Here is a 16,336-nt window from a genome sequence, read left to right as displayed (position 1 = left end):
GGGATATATTATACTGCCAAGCCAGTAACAAGTATCAAAAATGATTAAAAAAACACGCTTAAGTGGTATTAAAGTATTAAAAATAAGCACTTGGGTTAGTGTTATTTTTGCGTTCATTATTGTATTAGTAGTGGGATTTTTTGTCACCTTTCCAATGTTACTAAAAGCACCGATTGAAACTCAATTATCAAGTTTAACTGGGCTTGATGTTCAGCTGTCTAAAATCACATTTGATTTTGAAAATAAAGGCATTGCTTTAAAAGTGCATGATATTTCCATCGCATCTGGCAAGGCTCAGCAAATGGTCATGATTAAAAACTTATCTTGGTATATTAATCTGTTAAGTTTGTTTGATGATATTTATCATCCTAGCCAAATTTATATTGACACTTTGGTGCTTTATTCTAATCCTGATGACTTTAATATAAACGATATTAAAAATATGGTCTCACTTGATGTGTTAAAAGAACTATCTTTTTTTGAATCTTTGTATATTAATAAAACAATTATTAAAGATACAGTTGAAATTGCGCCATTAACGCTTAAAAGAGATGGGATGCAATTTTTGTTAACAATACCTAACCAGAGTATTGGCACTAAACATCTTGACATTACAATCGCCCTGTCTGGCACTAAGACTAATCAAAATGGCTTTTTAACGCTGCCCATTACTTTGAGTGGCGATGATTTTGAGTTGTTATCAAGCCTTAAACTGTATAACCAGCAAGGTGATGATTTTATCCAATTTAGTGGCCTTATCCAGCGTATGAATGTGATTAATATTAGTGATTATTTACCTATAGCATTGATAGGTGAGGTTACTCATCAATGGATTAAGCATGCATTTCAATCAGGTGAATTGGATAATATCAATATCAATATCAAGAAAAATCTTTCAACGCAACTACTAGCAAAGATAAAATTTGATGCACACTTAAGCAATACCGAATTACGGTTTAATACTGATTGGCAAAGTCTTAAGCAATTAGATGCAAATATTGCTATTGATGGTAAAAAAATCACAGTTATGATTAATCATACTACGTTAAACGACATGCCTTTGCAAGGTGTGAAAGTTCAAATGCTGGACATGAGCAAAGACAAGTTAGAGATTAGCATCGTTGGTAAAATTAACACCCAAAGTGAAATATTAACTCAATTTTTAAAAGATGCACCCCTGAATGATAGTGTAAATGATGTGCTTGGGCAATTCAGCTTATTTGGCAAGGTGGCAGGCAAACTAGATTTAATAATACCATTGGATGAAGCAGAGCCAGTATTGGATATTGATTTGAGCATCCAAGACAACCGTTTGACAACATTGGATGGTGCCATTGTGGTTAAGAACTATGATGCACAATTGGCATTGCATAATAATCAAATTACCTTAAAGGGTGTGGGCAATATTCGAGGCGAATCATTTAATATTCGCATTAATTCTAATCATCAAGATAGCGGCTCAGATGCATTATTTGAAGTAGGGCTTACCAACAGTAATGATAATTTTGAGTTTTATTTGGCTAAATATTCGGATCAATCATGGCAAGCAAATGTTAAGTCCGATGCGTTAAAAACTGATGTAAAAATTATACTAAATGAGGGTGCTTTGCCTGAAGTGAGACTGACAAACCTCCAAGTAACAGCATTAGACAAAATAAAAGGCAACTGGAATATTCAGGCAAAGGATTTCCCTAGTATGCGTTTAAGTGTACAGGGTATCCGAGTGGGTGAAAGCAAGCTGCCTGATTTTAAGGCCACGCTTGGGTCGCAGGATAAGGTGCTTAAAATCATTAATTTAGAATTTTTAGGCATAGGTGTGGGTAGTCAAAACCTTAGTTTTGATGGTGTTTGGGTTGATGGTAGAACCATACTCACTGCTAAAGCAAAAGGCAGTAAATTGAGTGAATTTCTTGATAAATTAAACATCAAAGAAAAGGTTCGTGGTGGTCAATTTGAATTTGACATACGCTTATTTTGTAATTGTGCCCCGTGGAATATGAGTTTTAAAGACACCAGTGGTTTGATTAAAATGAAAGTTAAAGAAGGTGTGTTTACCAATAAGGACCCTAATATTGGTCGGGTTTTATCATTGCTTAATATTAAATCCATTGCCAAGCGTTTAGAATTAAATGTCACTGATTTGGTTAGCAAAGGGTTTGCTTATGATACGATCGATGCACAAATTTCTATTCATAATTCTATGGCAACCATTAGCCATTTTGAACTTGACTCAAGCTCAAGCACCATTAACTTAACAGGCTCAAGTGATATCGTTAAACAAACCTATCATTTAGAGGCAAAAGTATTGCCTGCGATTAGCGATGCCGTGCCGATTGCCACTTATTTGGCTGGTGGTGGCTTGGCAGGCTTGGGGGTTTGGTTGGCGGATAAGGTGCTGTTTAAAGGTAGGTTGATTAATAATATTGTTGATAAAGTTGTTGAATTTAAATATAAAATAACAGGTCCATGGCATGAGCCTATTATTGAAAATATATCAACCGTATTATGATTGAACAGCTACTGGATGATCATCATCTAAATCAAGAAAAAATAACCACTTTATTGTCTTCTTTGGCAGTTAAGGGCACTGATTATGCAGATTTATATTTTCAACACTCAGTGGTTGAATCCTGGTTTTTAGAAGAAAGTATTGTTAAGTCTGGCACTTATCATATTAGTCATGGTGTGGGCGCTAGAGCCGTCAGTTCTGACCAAACTGGCTTTGCTTATTCAGATGATTTAAACCTCAAGGCGATTGAAAAAGCCATTGGTTTTGCCAAGGGAGTATCGACCCAAACTGGCGTACGAAAAATTCGAGCTTTTCAGCCTATTCCACAAGTGGCTAGATATAACGGCTCGAATCCACTCAGTAGTTTTTCTTCGCAAGAAAAGGTTGATTTTTTAAATAGAATTGATATGTTTGCCAGAAAGGAGCCTAAAGTTAAGCAAGTCAGTGCCTCGATTTCTGGCGGGTTTAGCGAGGTATTAATCGCCTCAACTGATGGCGTATTTGCAAAAGATTATCGCCCGATGGTGCGTGTTAGTGTGAGTATCATTGTTGAACACAATGGTAGAACTGAATCAGCCTCAAGTGGTGGTGGTGGTCGGTATGATTATCGATATTTTGTTGACCATGCTTTAGATGAAATTTATGTTAATGAAGCTATTAGACAGGCGTTAGTAGCACTGGAGTCAAAAAATGCACCTGCTGGCAATATGCCAGTCATACTAGGTTCTGGTTGGCCAGGGGTGTTATTACATGAGGCCATTGGTCATGGCTTAGAAGGTGACTTTAATCGTAAAAAATCATCCGTATTCACCAACAGAATCGGTGAGCAAGTGGCCAGTGATAAATGCACCATTGTTGATAATGGCACTTTGGAAAATAGGCGTGGCAGTTTAACCATTGATGATGAAGGCACGCCAACACAAAACACTTTGTTGATTGAAAATGGCATCTTAAAAGGCTATCTATTTGACAAAATGAACGCCAAACTAATGGATACAGTGTCAACAGGCAATGGCAGACGCGAGTCTTATGCCCATATTCCCATGCCAAGAATGACCAACACTTATATGCTAAACGGGCAAGATTCTTTAGATGATATGATTGCTTCTGTTGATGATGGTATTTATGCGCTTAATTTTGATGGTGGTCAAGTTGATATTACTTCAGGTAAGTTTGTTTTTAGTGCTAACGAGGCCTACCTTATTAAGAATGGAAAAGTGATGCACCCTGTTAAAGGCGTGACCTTAATAGGCTCTGGTGATGAAGTATTAAAAAAAATATCCATGGTAGCGAATGATTTAAAACTTGATAGTGGCGTTGGCGTGTGCGGTAAAGATGGCCAAAGTGTGCCTGTAGGTGTTGGTCAACCCAGTCTAAAAATAGACCAACTAACTGTAGGCGGTACCGAGGTTAATGCGTAATTTAGCCTCTAAAGATGTATTTGTTGGTTATAGGTGAATTGATTGATTAAATTAGATATAATGTTCAGAATTCTATTTTTTGGGTTAGGAGAAATTAGGTGTTAGAAAACTATCTACCTATCATTGTTTTTATTTTCTTAGGGCTTGCCTTTGGTGTTGGACCCATGTTAATTGGTTATTTACTAGGACCAAGTAAACCATATGCAGAAAAAAATACTCAATTTGAGTGTGGTTTTCCTGCCTTTGATGATTCGCGTATGTATTTCAATGTGCGTTATTATCTAGTGGCTATTTTATTTATCTTGTTTGACTTAGAAGTTGCTTTTGTTTTTCCGTGGGCGGTAGTTCAGTCTCAACTTGGTTGGTTTGGCTTTATTGCGATTAGTATTTTCTTATTTTTATTGGTGGTTGGTTTTGTTTTTGAGTGGAAAAACGGCGCACTTGAATGGGAATAGCTAATGGCAATTGAAGGCTTAATGAAACAAGGTTTTGTAACCACATCACTTGACAGTATCATTAACTGGGCAAGAACAGGCTCACTTTGGCCTATGACTTTTGGCTTGGCATGCTGTGCGGTGGAGATGATGGAAGCAGGCTCTTCTCGCTATGATTTAGACCGCTTTGGTATTGTTTTTAGACCCACGCCACGTCAATCAGATTTGATGATTGTAGCGGGTACACTCACCAATAAAATGGCACCAGCTTTACGCAAAGTTTATGACCAAATGCCTGAGCCAAGATGGGTAATTTCTATGGGCTCGTGTGCGAATGGCGGCGGTTATTACCATTACTCTTATGCAGTTGTTAGGGGCTGTGATCGTATTGTTCCCGTTGATATTTATGTCCCGGGCTGCCCACCAACGGCAGAAGCATTGCTATACGGCATCATGCAACTGCAAGATAAAATCCGTCGTACTAACACCATTGCAAGAACCTAATGCAAGATTTAAAAGCATCATTAATTGAGGTTTTCGGTGAGCACCACTTGCTTGAAGCTTTCGGCGAGCTGACTTTAACAGTTGATTCTCAGGATATTATTAAAACCTGTTTAAAATTAAGAGATTTTTTCTCCTTTGACACGTTAATAGATTTATGTGGTGTTGATTATTTAACTTATGGACAATCAGACTGGAATGGCAATGCCAGCGCTTCTGGCTTTTCCAGAGGGCGCAATCATCAAGGCTCGGAAGATAGACATGAGCAACGTTTTGCTGTGGTATATCATTTACTATCTGTTAGTAAAAACAAACGCATTAGAGTGAAATCATTTGTTGATGAGGCCGAGCCTATGATTAAGTCAGTTACTGATATCTGGGCATCTGCTGATTGGTATGAACGCGAGGCCTTTGATTTAATGGGTATTTTGTTTGAAAATCATACGGACTTACGCCGGATTTTGACTGATTATGGTTTTAAAGGCCATCCATTACGTAAAGACTTCCCAATGATTGGCGAAGTTGAAATGCGTTATGACGAAGACTTAGGTCGAGTGGTTTATGAAAAAGTGAGTATTGAGCCCAATATTAACGTACCAAGAGTAATCAGGAAATAAAATGGCTGAAATTCGTAACTATACGCTTAATTTTGGCCCTCAACATCCTGCAGCGCACGGTGTGTTGCGCCTTATTTTAGAAATCGATGGCGAGGTGATTGAACGCGCTGATCCACATATCGGTTTATTACATCGTGGTACAGAAAAATTAGTAGAATCAAAGCCATACAACCAATCAATTGGTTATATGGACAGGCTTGATTATGTTTCAATGATGTGTAACGAACACGCTTATGTCATGGCAATTGAAACCATGTTAGGTATCAAAGTGCCTGAGCGTGCTCAGTATATCCGAGTAATGTTTGACGAAATTACCCGAATTCTTAACCATTTAATGTGGTTAGGCACGCACGGACTTGATGTGGGTGCGATGAGTATTTTCTTATACGCATTTCGTGAACGTGAAAAATTGATTGATTGTTATGAGGCAGTATCAGGCTCACGCATGCATGCAACTTATTATCGTCCAGGCGGTGTTTATCGAGATTTGCCAGATAAAATGCCACAATATTTAGCCTCAGGTTTTCGCACGGATAAAGAATTAAAGGCCATGAATGAAAATCGCCAAGGTTCATTGTTAGATTTTATTGCTGATTTTGTTAAAGAATTCCCTAAAAGTATCAAGCAGTATGATGACTTATTAACAGACAATCGTATTTGGAAACAACGCCTAGTGAATATTGGCATTGTTTCTGCCAATCGTGCCAAGCAACTAGGATTTACAGGTCCTATGCTTAGAGGCTCTGGTGTGGCGTGGGATTTGAGGAAAAACCAGCCTTATGCGGTTTATGACCAATTAGAGTTTGATATTCCAGTGGGCGTAACAGGCGACAGTTATGATCGTTATTTAGTACGCATGGAAGAAATGCGCCAATCAAACCATATTATTAAACAATGCGTTAAGTGGCTACAAGAAAATCCAGGCGCAGTCATGAGCGATGATCACAAGGTATCACCCCCAAAACGCACTGATATGAAAGATGACATGGAGTCTTTAATTCATCACTTTAAATTGTTTACTGAAGGTTACTGCTTGCCAGAAGGTGAAGTGTATCGCGCTATCGAACATCCAAAGGGTGAGTTTGGTATATATTTGATTTCTGATGGTGCCAATAAGCCTTACAGAGTCAAAGTTAGAGCACCTGGTTTTGCGCATTTGGCCGCTATGGATGAGATGGTAAGAGGGCATATGTTGTCAGACGTTGTGACTATTATTGGCACGCAAGATGTTGTATTTGGTGAGATAGACAGATGATTTCAATTGACGCAAAAAAACAAATTGACACTTGGATTGCAAAATATCCAAAAGACAGGAAAAGCTCTGCTGTTATGCAAGCTTTAAAAATTGTTCAAGCAGAAAATGAAAACAAATTGAGTGCTGATACGATTCAAGCAGTGGCTGATTATTTAGATATGCCAGGTATTGCTGCTCAAGAAGTGGCAACTTTTTATGAAAATTATAATCATAAAAAAGTCGGCAAACATGTGATTCGTTTTTGTCATAATATTTCATGTATGTTGAATGGTGCTGATGATTTAATTACGCATTTGGAAAATAAATTGGGCGTTAGAACGGGTGAAATAACACCTGATGGCTTGATTAGTGTTAAAAAAGTTGAGTGTTTGGGTGCTTGTGTGGGCGCGCCAATGTTTCAAATTAATGATGAATATTTTGAAAATTTAACGGCTGATAAAATTGATCAAATTTTGGACAACCTCAAATGAACGAGGTTTGCTTTAAAAATTTGACCAAAGACCAGTGCTACTCGCTCAAGACTTATGAAGCCAGTGGTGGCTATTCAGTCTGGCGCAAAATCATAAAAGGTCAGTTAACACCTGAACACATTATTGATGAGCTTAAAGCCTCAGGCTTGCGTGGTCGTGGTGGTGCCGGGTTTCCCACTGGACTTAAATGGAGCTTTATGCCACGTCATTCTGATGGGCAGAAATACGTGGTTTGCAATTCAGACGAGGGTGAGCCAGGCACTTGTAAAGACAGAGATATTTTAAGGTTTAATCCACACGCCGTGATTGAAGGCATGGCAATTGGTGGCTTTGTTATGAACGCTAGTGTCGGTTATAATTATATCCGCGGTGAATTTATGGAACCGTTTTATCGCTTTGAATATGCGTTAAAAGAGGTGTATGAGGCAGGATTACTAGGTCAAAATATTAACAAAAGTTCAGTTAATTTTGATTTGTACACACACTTAGGCGCAGGCGCTTATATTTGTGGTGAAGAAACTGCTTTGTTAGAATCTATTGAAGGTAAGAAAGGTCAGCCTAGATTTAAGCCGCCATTTCCTGCTAATGTAGGATTGTTTGGCAAACCCACTACGATTAACAATACTGAGAGTTTTGCAAGTGTGCCTGAAATTCTAAGCCGTGGCGGGCAGTGGTTTGCAGATATCGGCGTTGAAAACTCTGGTGGTTGTAAGTTATTTTCAATCTCAGGTCATGTTAAAAATCCGGCAAATTTTGAAGTGCCTATGGGCATACCTTTTAAAGATTTACTCAAGATGGCAGGTGGCATGCGTGACGGTGCTAAGTTAAAAGCCGTGATTCCAGGTGGCTCATCAACCCCAGTACTCACCGCAGAAGTTGCTATGAACATGACCATGGATTATGACGGTATTGAAAAAGCAGGCTCAATGCTCGGCGCAGGCTCAGTTATTATTATGGATGAGTCAACTTGCATGGTAGAAGTGCTAACAAGATTGGCACATTTTTATTATGATGAGTCTTGTGGACAATGCACCCCTTGTCGTGAAGGTACAGGTTGGCTATATCGCGTATTAAAACGCATTATTGATGGCAATGGTAAACAGGGCGATACTGACTTATTATTAAGCGTACAAGATAAAATTATGGGCAACACCATTTGCGCACTCGGTGATGCTGCAGCAATGCCAGTGGAAAGTTTTTTACGGTGTTTCCGTGAAGAGTTTGAATATTACATTGAACACGGTAAAAGCATAGTGAGAGGGTAGAAAAAAATGGCAAAAACATTAAATGATATTGAACTAAAAAAATTGATTGATAATAACATTATTATCAATGGCGATGAGAGTCGTGTTCGTTCTAATGCCTATATTTTGCGTTTAGCCGCTAAAGGAGAATACATGCATATAGGCAAAGAGTTTGATATCAGTAAACACAAGGAAGGCTTTAAATTACCTACAGGTAATTCAGTTGCGATTATGTCATTTGAAACACTTGATTTTCGTAGAGATGCAGTTCATAAACTATATCCAAAATGCGATTTATTTACTTATATGTTTCCAGTAACAGATTTGTCAAGAGAAGGAATTGTAACTAATTCTACAGTGGTAGATCCAGGCTATCATGGCGTTATTAATTGGACATTTAATAATATCTCTAATAAAGAAAATGAGTTTCTTTATCAAGAAAGAATATATCGATTGGTTGTTTTGGAAGTAGGGTTAATGGCGATGCTTGTAATGGCAGTGATTTAGATTTGGTGGTGAAAACCAAAGATGACAAGCCACTTGATTTTGAAGAGTTTATGCACTTTAAGGATGATTTAAAGGAGTCTAATATCCCATTTTTGATAGATGTATTGGATTGGAGATAGAATTCCTAATTATTTTAAAGACAACATTAAAAAGCAATACGAAGTATTAAAAGAATTATGATAGAAATTGAAATTAATGGCAGTGTAGTCAAAGCCAAAGCAGGTGAAATGCTCATTCAGGTGACTGATAGAGAAGGCATTAGTGTGCCAAGATTTTGCTATCATAAAAAACTCTCAGTAGCTGCCTCTTGTCGGATGTGTTTGGTAGATGTGGAAGGCGCGCCCAAGCCACAGCCTGCGTGCTCTACGCCTGTGAATGAGGGTATGAAAGTCCACACACAGAATGACAAAGCCAAAGCTAGTCAAAAGGCAGTGATGGAATTTTTACTCATTAACCATCCGCTTGATTGCCCAATTTGTGACCAAGGTGGCGAATGTGAGTTGCAAGATGTGGCTGTTGAATATGGCTCAGATGTTTCTTGTTTTTCAGAAGGCAAACGCATTGTGCCAGATAGTGATATTGGCGCACTCATCCAAACGGATATGACACGTTGTATTCATTGCACGCGTTGCGTGCGTTTTGGTTTAGAAATTGCTGGCATGATGGAGATGGGCGGTACTGGACGAGGTGAGCATTTAAAGATTGAGCCATTTTTGAGAGAAGGTATTCAATCTGAATTGTCAGGCAATATGATTGATGTTTGTCCAGTCGGCGCACTCACCTCTAAGCCATTTAGATATGAGTTAAGGTCGTGGCAGATGCATTCAATGCCTAGTGTCGCAAGGCATGATTTAGTGGGTTCAAATCTGTTTGTGCAAACTTATAAAGGCAAGGTTAAACGAGTTGTGTCTGCTGATAATGATGCAGTTAATGAAACTTGGATTTCTGATCGTGATCGCTTTTCGTATGAGGGCTTAACGCACGAAAATAGATTGTTAGAGCCTCAAATTAAAGTCCAAGGACAGTGGAAACAAGTGAGCTGGAAGGCGGCATTGGATTATGCTATAAAAGGACTCAATAGTCATGTTTTAAAGCATCAAAAAGCCAATCAATTAGGTGCTTTAGCATCAAGCACAGCAACCATGGAAGAACTTTATTTATTGAAAAAAATCCTAACAGAAGTTGGTTGTGACAATATTGACCATCGTTTAAATGTTAAAAACTTAGACAATGCTATTGTACTTGGTTCAAACATCAAATTAGATGCATTGGAAAGGATAGATTACGCCCTTATTGTAGGCGCTAACATTCGATTAGAGCAACCCATGATTAATCATCGTTTGCGCAAAGCCACAAAAAAAAGCGCTGATATTGATGTATTAAATGTAATGGCATTTGATTTTAACTATCCGCTTAATACTGAAAATATTACCGCGCCAAGCAAAATAGCGTCTACGTTGGCAAGTGTGCTTAAGTCAGTTATGACCAGTAATGTTCAAGAGTTGCCTGATTATTTGACAACTGTTGAGGTTGATGAAGTTGCTAATAATATAGCTTCTAAGTTGTTAAATTCTAACAGTTCGGTTATTATTTTAGGTGAGCATGTTGTTAACAATGAAGATGCTTCAGTCATTGCTAATCTAGTCACCCAAATTGCTCACAATACTAATAGTAAAACACTTAATTTAAGTGTAACAGCAAACACTATAGCGGCTAATTTGGTTGGGTTTGTGCCGCAAAACTCTGGCATGGATGTTAATACGATGCTTGCGTCTGATATGCGTGGCTTTATTTTGTTAGACATTTATCCGCAGTACGATTTTCATGATTTAGACACAGCCGTTAAAGCCTTCACACCAGAGGATACTTTTGTCATTTCTTTAAATAGTTTTAAAGACAATACCGTTGCTGGCTATTCAGATGTTATTTTGCCGATTGCCAGTATTTATGAAACTTCAGGAACGCAGCTTAATATTAACAACGATATGCAATCCTATACGGCAGCAGTTAAAGCACCAAATGAAGTCAAACCTGCTTGGAAGGTCTTAAAAGTCATGGCTGATTTATTAGAATTGCCAGGCTTTCATTATGTAGACTCTACCCAGGTTGTGGCTGAAATATCTCATCAACCACATGCAAAACATATCCATGATGAGTGCATCAATCTGGCTAGTAAACATAATGGTATTAGCACAATTTGGCAAAGTTCACCTTACAGCATTGATGCTGTATTAAGACACAGTAGTGCATTGCAAAAAACTAAAATCGGACAAATGAACAGCGCTTACATGAACCCAGCAAGTGCTGAAATATTAGGCTTATCAGCCAATGATAAATATTTAGGGGTGCCTGTGGTGATCACTAGTGTAGTGGCAGATGATTGTGTATTTATCAATACCAATCATGCAACCAACACTCAGGAGCAAGCGTAATGGAGCTTTGGCAAGCCTTTGTGCAAATGTTGCATACGCTGATTCCTTGGCTTGATGGCACAGTGGCTAGTATTTTAATTATTTTGATTAAGGCAATTGCTTTGGTGATGCCGCTGATGTTAGTGGTGGCGTATTTCACTTACGCTGAACGCAAAGTGATTGGCTATATGCAATTACGTATCGGACCTAATCGTGTTGGTCCAAAAGGTTGGTTGCAGCCTATTGCTGATGCTTTAAAGCTAATGACCAAGGAAATCATTTTTCCGACTAAGGCAAATATTTATCTATTTTTACTGGCACCTGTATTGGCGATTGCACCTGCCATTGCAGTATGGGCAGTGATTCCATTTGATGAAGGTATTTATGTCACCAATCTAGATATTAGCTTGTTGTATGTTTTGGCGATTGGCTCTATTGGGGTTTACGGCATTATTTTGGCAGGCTGGGCGTCTAATTCCAAATACCCACTATTAGGCGCACTTAGAAGTGCATCTTTGCTGGTTTCGTATGAAATTGTCATTGGTTTTGCATTGGTAACAGTTGTGATGATTGCTGGTAGTGTTAATTTAAACACCATTGTTCAAGCACAACAAGGCGGCATTATTCATTGGTACTTTATTCCTTTGTTTCCGATGATGATTATCTTTTTTATCTCAGCCCTTGTAGAAACCAATCGTGCGCCTTTTGATGTTGTAGAAGGTGAGTCAGAAATTGTTGGTGGCACACATGTTGAATATTCGGGCATGACGTTTGCAGTATTTTTCTTAGCAGAATATGCCAATATGATTTTAATGGCGGTGCTTGCTGTGGTGATGTTCTTTGGTGGCTGGCATTCTCCTTTTGAAGCTATTCCCTATCTTGAAAGCGCATTTGCTTGGGTACCGGGCATTGTTTGGTTGTTGGCGAAAACAACCTTCTTTATGTTTTTATATTTATGGGTGCGTGCTACTTTTCCACGCTTTAGATACGACCAAATTATGCGCTTGTCTTGGAAAGTGTTTTTACCAATCACCATTATTTGGATATTTGTTGTGGCGTTAATGACCCAATTAAAATTAGGACCATGGTTCTAAGTGAGTGCATTTTATGATTAAAAAATTAAGTAAATTGGTTAAAGATTTCACCCTAAGCGAGTTACGCACTGGGCTGAAAATTACTGCTAAAGAGTTGGTTAACAAAAAAATTACCGTCCAATTCCCAGAAGAAAGAACCCCGATATCGCCACGTTTTAGAGGTTTGCATGCACTACGTCGCTATCCCAATGGTGAAGAACGCTGTATTGCTTGTAAATTGTGCGAAGCCGTTTGTCCGGCGAACGCCATTACCATTGAATCTGAAATGAGAGATGATGGCACACGTCGCACTACTGTGTATGATATTGATTTATTTAAGTGCATTTTTTGCGGATTTTGCGAAGAGGCTTGTCCTGTTGATGCAATTGTTGAGACACAAATTTTTGATTATGCATTTGAGTCAAGACAAGGTAGTATTATGACTAAGGAGCGCCTTTTGGAAGTAGGCAGTCAAAATGAACAAGCCATTAACCAAGCTAGGCTTGAAGACGCTAAGTATAAATAAAGGTAGAGCATGGAATCCGAACAAATAATATTTTATATTCTTTCATTTTGGTTTGTCGCTAGTTCCTTGGCGATGATTTTTTCACGCAATGCAGCAAAGGCGGTTTTATTTTTGGTACTGGCATTTTTTAGTGCTGCCAGTATTTGGATTTTATTGGAGGCTGAATTTTTAGCCATTACTTTGATTTTGGTTTATGTTGGTGCGGTCATGGTGTTGTTTTTATTCGTGATTAAAATGCTTAATATCGACAAATCAACACTCAGGGCAAAATTTGCAGGCTATTTGCCGTTGGGGCTTATTGTTGCTGCTATTATTGTGGCCGAGATGAGCTTAGTATTAGGCGCTAATCAATTTGGGCTAGACGTGTTCAGCGCTCCAGCGCGTCACGGTGCAGATTATAGCAATATTACGGTATTGGCAATGCAACTTTATACCACCTATGTTTATCCATTTGAGCTTGCTGCAGTGTTGTTATTGATTGCAATCATTGCCGCTATTACTTTGGTACACAGAAACGAAACCAGCCGTAAAAAACAATCTATTTCTGAGCAAGTGAATGTTCAAGCCAAAGATAGGGTAAGGCTTGTTTCAATCACCTCGCCTAGTAAGGGGGATAAATAAATGGTTAGTTTGAGTGATTATTTAATTCTAAGTAGTGTTATTTTTTGCATTGGCTTGGTGGGTATTTTTGTTAATCGTACCAATATCATTACCCTGTTAATGTGTGTAGAGTTAATTTTGGTTGCTGTTAATACCAATTTTATTGCCTTTTCACATTTCTTAGGCGATGAAGCAGGGCAAATTTTTGTTTTCTTTATTTTGACGGTAGCAGCAGCTGAGGTTGCCATTGGTTTGGCGATTTTGACCTTGTTGTTTAGAAACCGCGGTTCTATTAGTGTTGATGTTACTAACAGTTTAAAGGGGTAGACATGCCAGTAATATCAATGTTTTATGGAATTATCAAATGTTGCTCATATTCACGCAGAATACGGCAAATTTGAGGTCAGCTTTGAAATTGAAACTGGGGAAATTTTAAGCGGCTCAATTCCTAATAAAAAGATAAAATTGGTTCAGGCTTGGATGGAAATTCATCAAGAAGAATTAATAGCAGATTGGAATTTAGCATCCAAAGGTGATGACGTCTTTAAAATTAAACCACTTAGATAAAAAATGGAACAAGTATTAAACATAAAACCATTAGATAACTATTGTATTGAAATCCAAATGCAAACCATCAATGGTGTTTTTGATGTAAAGCCCTATTTAAATGGGCGTGCATTTAAAGAGCTTAAAAATAAAGGCTATTTTAGTACTGTGTATGCCACTAAGTATGGCATAGAATGGAAAAATGGACAAGATTTTAGCTTTGATACGATTATTTACGATATTAACAATCAATAAAGCATGGAAAATATTTATTTAACAATTGCACTCTCACCTTTAGTAGGCGCAATTCTTGCAGGATTTTTTGGCACCATGCTCGGCAAAACAGCCACACATGTGCTGACTATTTTAGGCGTGTTGATTTCAACTGTATTGTCTTTGTATGTGTTTAATTATCACGTTTTAGAGCAGGGCGAAGTTTTTAATCAAAATCTCTACACTTGGATGCAAATTAATAATCTAAACGCCAGTGTTGGTTTTTTAATTGATAATTTAACGTCCGTGATGTTGGTGGTGGTGTCCTTTGTCTCACTCATGGTGCATATTTATACCATTGACTATATGCATGACGATACAGGTTATACGAGGTTCTTTAGTTATATTTCTCTGTTCACGTTCTCGATGTTCATGTTAGTGATGAGTAATAACTTTATGCAGCTTTTCTTTGGCTGGGAAGCGGTTGGATTGGTTTCATATTTATTAATTGGTTTTTGGCACCACAAAGAAAGCGCGGTACAAGCAAATCTTAAAGCCTTTTTGGTTAATCGTGTGGGTGATTTTGGCTTTTTACTAGGCATTGGCTTGGTATTGGCATTTAGTGGCTCATTAGATTATATGGAAGTATTTTCAAGTCTTGATAAAACAATGAACCAACAGCTTTGGGGCTTAGACCTTATTACTATTATTTGCCTATTATTATTTGTTGGCGCAATGGGCAAATCTGCACAAGTGCCACTGCATGTTTGGCTGCCAGGGTCAATGGAAGGCCCTACGCCAATTTCAGCCCTAATTCACGCAGCAACCATGGTAACCGCAGGCATCTTTATGGTATCGCGTATGTCACCTATGTTTGAACTAAGTGATGTTGCGCTAACAGTGGTTATGATTGTAGGTGCGACTACTGCTTTGTTTATGGGGTTGCTCGGTATTGTACAAAATGATATTAAAAAAGTGGTGGCTTATTCAACTTTGTCACAATTGGGCTATATGACGGTTGCGCTAGGTGTGAGTGCGTATTCAGTCGCAATTTTTCACCTAATGACACACGCATTTTTTAAGGCACTGTTATTTTTAGGCGCAGGTTCAGTCATTGTTGCCATGCATCATCAGCAAGACATTCGCAAAATGGGTGGGTTGCGCAAAAAAATGCCAATTACTTATTGGACTGCACTTATTGGCACGTTGGCTCTAATCGGCTTTCCAGGCTTTGCAGGCTTTTACTCAAAAGACATGATTATTGAAGCTGTGCACTTTTCATCATTACCATACGCAAGTTGGGTTTATGTTGCGGTGGTGGCAGGCGTGTTTATTACTGCCTTTTATTCATTAAGAATGTTTTTCTTAGTCTTTCATGGCGAGTCTAGGGTAGATGCACATACCGCTAAACATTTACATGAGTCCGCACCTTCAATGGCATTTCCACTAATCGCTTTAGCCATTCCATCTTTGGTGATTGGATACTTGACGATTGAACCCATGTTGTTTAATGGTTGGTTAGATAATGCGATTACCGTCGCTTCAAGCCATATCTCTATGGCTGAACTCAAGCATGAATTTCATGGCGCAGCCTCAATGATTCCTCATGCAATACAAACCTTGCCATTTTGGATGATGATAGGTGGTATTACCACCGCCTGGGTTTTTTCAATTTATAGAACACAATGGGCTGATTGGATACAAAAGAAATACCACCGTACCAACTACGTGCTTGAATCCCTGTACGGTTTTGATCGCTTTAATGACATTGTTTTTGTCAGTGGTGTTAAAAAACTAGGCAACTTTTTATACAAGGTGTCTGATGCTGGCCTGATTGATAAGATACTAGTTAATGGCACTGCAAAATTCATTGGTCTGGTTGGCAAAATTGTACGCCCCATCCAAACAGGCTATGTTTATCACTACGCTTTTTTTATGATTTTTAGTTTATTAATTATTTTAACTTGGGTGCTATTTGCAGGCGATAACCCATTACTTGAGCTTTAATT

The 16,336-nt window shown here is 38.4% G+C and carries 18 protein-coding genes; all 18 read left to right on the top strand.

The window, feature by feature from the left end:
• Nucleotides 1-40: 40 nt before the first annotated feature.
• Nucleotides 41-2,509, top strand: coding sequence for a YhdP family protein (locus CVFO_RS07495; RefSeq protein WP_201339408.1), 2,469 nt, complete (start codon nt 41-43; stop codon nt 2,507-2,509).
• Nucleotides 2,506-3,930 carry a metalloprotease TldD gene (tldD, locus tag CVFO_RS07490; RefSeq protein ID WP_201339407.1) on the top strand — a complete coding sequence of 475 codons (1,425 nt, stop codon included), beginning with the start codon at nt 2,506-2,508 and terminating at the stop codon, nt 3,928-3,930. Before CVFO_RS07495 ends, tldD begins: the two co-directional genes overlap by 4 nt.
• A 98-nt stretch (nt 3,931-4,028) precedes the next feature.
• A complete protein-coding gene (locus CVFO_RS07485; protein ID WP_201339406.1) occupies nt 4,029-4,385 on the top strand; it encodes an NADH-quinone oxidoreductase subunit A in 357 nt (118 codons plus the stop codon).
• A 3-nt stretch (nt 4,386-4,388) separates the two neighbouring features.
• Nucleotides 4,389-4,868, top strand: a complete 480-nt coding sequence (locus CVFO_RS07480) for a NuoB/complex I 20 kDa subunit family protein (protein WP_201339405.1) — start codon at nt 4,389-4,391, stop codon at nt 4,866-4,868.
• Nucleotides 4,868-5,482, top strand: coding sequence for an NADH-quinone oxidoreductase subunit C (locus CVFO_RS07475; protein WP_201339404.1), 615 nt, complete (start codon nt 4,868-4,870; stop codon nt 5,480-5,482). Before CVFO_RS07480 ends, CVFO_RS07475 begins: the two co-directional genes overlap by 1 nt.
• A gap of 1 nt (nt 5,483) precedes the next feature.
• Nucleotides 5,484-6,737, top strand: a complete 1,254-nt coding sequence (locus CVFO_RS07470) for an NADH-quinone oxidoreductase subunit D (RefSeq protein WP_201339403.1) — start codon at nt 5,484-5,486, stop codon at nt 6,735-6,737.
• Nucleotides 6,734-7,207 carry an NADH-quinone oxidoreductase subunit NuoE family protein gene (locus CVFO_RS07465; protein ID WP_201339402.1) on the top strand — a complete coding sequence of 158 codons (474 nt, stop codon included), beginning with the start codon at nt 6,734-6,736 and terminating at the stop codon, nt 7,205-7,207. The genes CVFO_RS07470 and CVFO_RS07465 overlap by 4 nt, the downstream gene beginning before the upstream one ends.
• On the top strand, nt 7,204-8,472 hold the full coding sequence (gene nuoF, locus CVFO_RS07460; protein ID WP_201339401.1) for an NADH-quinone oxidoreductase subunit NuoF: 1,269 nt from the start codon (nt 7,204-7,206) through the stop codon (nt 8,470-8,472). Before CVFO_RS07465 ends, nuoF begins: the two co-directional genes overlap by 4 nt.
• A gap of 6 nt (nt 8,473-8,478) precedes the next feature.
• Nucleotides 8,479-8,958 carry a hypothetical protein gene (locus CVFO_RS07455; protein WP_201339400.1) on the top strand — a complete coding sequence of 160 codons (480 nt, stop codon included), beginning with the start codon at nt 8,479-8,481 and terminating at the stop codon, nt 8,956-8,958.
• Nucleotides 8,898-9,077, top strand: a complete 180-nt coding sequence (locus CVFO_RS09250; RefSeq protein ID WP_201340443.1) for a nucleotidyltransferase domain-containing protein — start codon at nt 8,898-8,900, stop codon at nt 9,075-9,077. The genes CVFO_RS07455 and CVFO_RS09250 overlap by 61 nt, the downstream gene beginning before the upstream one ends.
• Before the next feature lie 57 nt (nt 9,078-9,134).
• Nucleotides 9,135-11,390 (top strand): NADH-quinone oxidoreductase subunit NuoG, encoded by a 2,256-nt coding sequence (nuoG, locus tag CVFO_RS07445; protein ID WP_201339399.1) that lies wholly within the window; start codon nt 9,135-9,137, stop codon nt 11,388-11,390.
• The gene (nuoH, locus tag CVFO_RS07440; protein WP_201339398.1) at nt 11,390-12,463 is read left to right on the top strand and encodes an NADH-quinone oxidoreductase subunit NuoH; all 1,074 of its coding nucleotides are present in this window, start codon (nt 11,390-11,392) and stop codon (nt 12,461-12,463) included. The genes nuoG and nuoH overlap by 1 nt, the downstream gene beginning before the upstream one ends.
• A 13-nt stretch (nt 12,464-12,476) precedes the next feature.
• Nucleotides 12,477-12,968, top strand: coding sequence for an NADH-quinone oxidoreductase subunit NuoI (gene nuoI / locus CVFO_RS07435; RefSeq protein ID WP_201339397.1), 492 nt, complete (start codon nt 12,477-12,479; stop codon nt 12,966-12,968).
• Between the two features lie 9 nt (nt 12,969-12,977).
• On the top strand, nt 12,978-13,589 hold the full coding sequence (locus tag CVFO_RS07430; protein ID WP_201339396.1) for an NADH-quinone oxidoreductase subunit J: 612 nt from the start codon (nt 12,978-12,980) through the stop codon (nt 13,587-13,589).
• Entirely contained in the window at nt 13,590-13,895 is a 306-nt protein-coding gene (gene nuoK, locus CVFO_RS07425) for an NADH-quinone oxidoreductase subunit NuoK (protein ID WP_201339395.1), read from the top strand.
• Between the two features lie 24 nt (nt 13,896-13,919).
• Nucleotides 13,920-14,135: a DUF4160 domain-containing protein gene (locus CVFO_RS07420; RefSeq protein ID WP_342591008.1), complete on the top strand. Its 216-nt coding sequence runs from the start codon at nt 13,920-13,922 to the stop codon at nt 14,133-14,135.
• A gap of 3 nt (nt 14,136-14,138) precedes the next feature.
• Nucleotides 14,139-14,369 (top strand): DUF2442 domain-containing protein, encoded by a 231-nt coding sequence (locus tag CVFO_RS07415; protein ID WP_201339394.1) that lies wholly within the window; start codon nt 14,139-14,141, stop codon nt 14,367-14,369.
• A 3-nt stretch (nt 14,370-14,372) separates the two neighbouring features.
• Entirely contained in the window at nt 14,373-16,334 is a 1,962-nt protein-coding gene (gene nuoL / locus CVFO_RS07410; RefSeq protein WP_201339393.1) for an NADH-quinone oxidoreductase subunit L, read from the top strand.
• Nucleotides 16,335-16,336 lie beyond the last annotated feature (2 nt).

This window comes from Isorropodon fossajaponicum endosymbiont JTNG4 (assembly GCF_016592615.1).
Classification (GTDB): Bacteria; Pseudomonadota; Gammaproteobacteria; order PS1; family Pseudothioglobaceae; genus Ruthia.
The sequence above is the reverse complement of the archived record's forward strand: the minus strand, read 5'-3'. Positions and strand labels throughout refer to the sequence as shown.

Bases quoted from the DNA above. Each gene is read 5' to 3' on its own strand.
- CVFO_RS07495 (WP_201339408.1), top strand. From the start codon at position 41: ATGATTAAAAAAACACGCTTAAGTGGTATTAAAGTATTAAAAATAAGC.
- CVFO_RS07415 (WP_201339394.1), top strand. From the start codon at position 14,139: ATGGAACAAGTATTAAACATAAAACCATTAGATAACTATTGTATTGAA.
- nuoG (WP_201339399.1), top strand. From the start codon at position 9,135: ATGATAGAAATTGAAATTAATGGCAGTGTAGTCAAAGCCAAAGCAGGT.
- CVFO_RS07420 (WP_342591008.1), top strand. From the start codon at position 13,920: ATGGAATTATCAAATGTTGCTCATATTCACGCAGAATACGGCAAATTT.
- CVFO_RS07470 (WP_201339403.1), top strand. From the start codon at position 5,484: ATGGCTGAAATTCGTAACTATACGCTTAATTTTGGCCCTCAACATCCT.
- CVFO_RS07465 (WP_201339402.1), top strand. From the start codon at position 6,734: ATGATTTCAATTGACGCAAAAAAACAAATTGACACTTGGATTGCAAAA.
- tldD (WP_201339407.1), top strand. From the start codon at position 2,506: ATGATTGAACAGCTACTGGATGATCATCATCTAAATCAAGAAAAAATA.
- nuoK (WP_201339395.1), top strand. From the start codon at position 13,590: ATGGTTAGTTTGAGTGATTATTTAATTCTAAGTAGTGTTATTTTTTGC.
- CVFO_RS07480 (WP_201339405.1), top strand. From the start codon at position 4,389: ATGGCAATTGAAGGCTTAATGAAACAAGGTTTTGTAACCACATCACTT.
- CVFO_RS07455 (WP_201339400.1), top strand. From the start codon at position 8,479: ATGGCAAAAACATTAAATGATATTGAACTAAAAAAATTGATTGATAAT.
- nuoF (WP_201339401.1), top strand. From the start codon at position 7,204: ATGAACGAGGTTTGCTTTAAAAATTTGACCAAAGACCAGTGCTACTCG.
- nuoI (WP_201339397.1), top strand. From the start codon at position 12,477: ATGATTAAAAAATTAAGTAAATTGGTTAAAGATTTCACCCTAAGCGAG.
- nuoH (WP_201339398.1), top strand. From the start codon at position 11,390: ATGGAGCTTTGGCAAGCCTTTGTGCAAATGTTGCATACGCTGATTCCT.
- nuoL (WP_201339393.1), top strand. From the start codon at position 14,373: ATGGAAAATATTTATTTAACAATTGCACTCTCACCTTTAGTAGGCGCA.
- CVFO_RS07475 (WP_201339404.1), top strand. From the start codon at position 4,868: ATGCAAGATTTAAAAGCATCATTAATTGAGGTTTTCGGTGAGCACCAC.
- CVFO_RS07430 (WP_201339396.1), top strand. From the start codon at position 12,978: ATGGAATCCGAACAAATAATATTTTATATTCTTTCATTTTGGTTTGTC.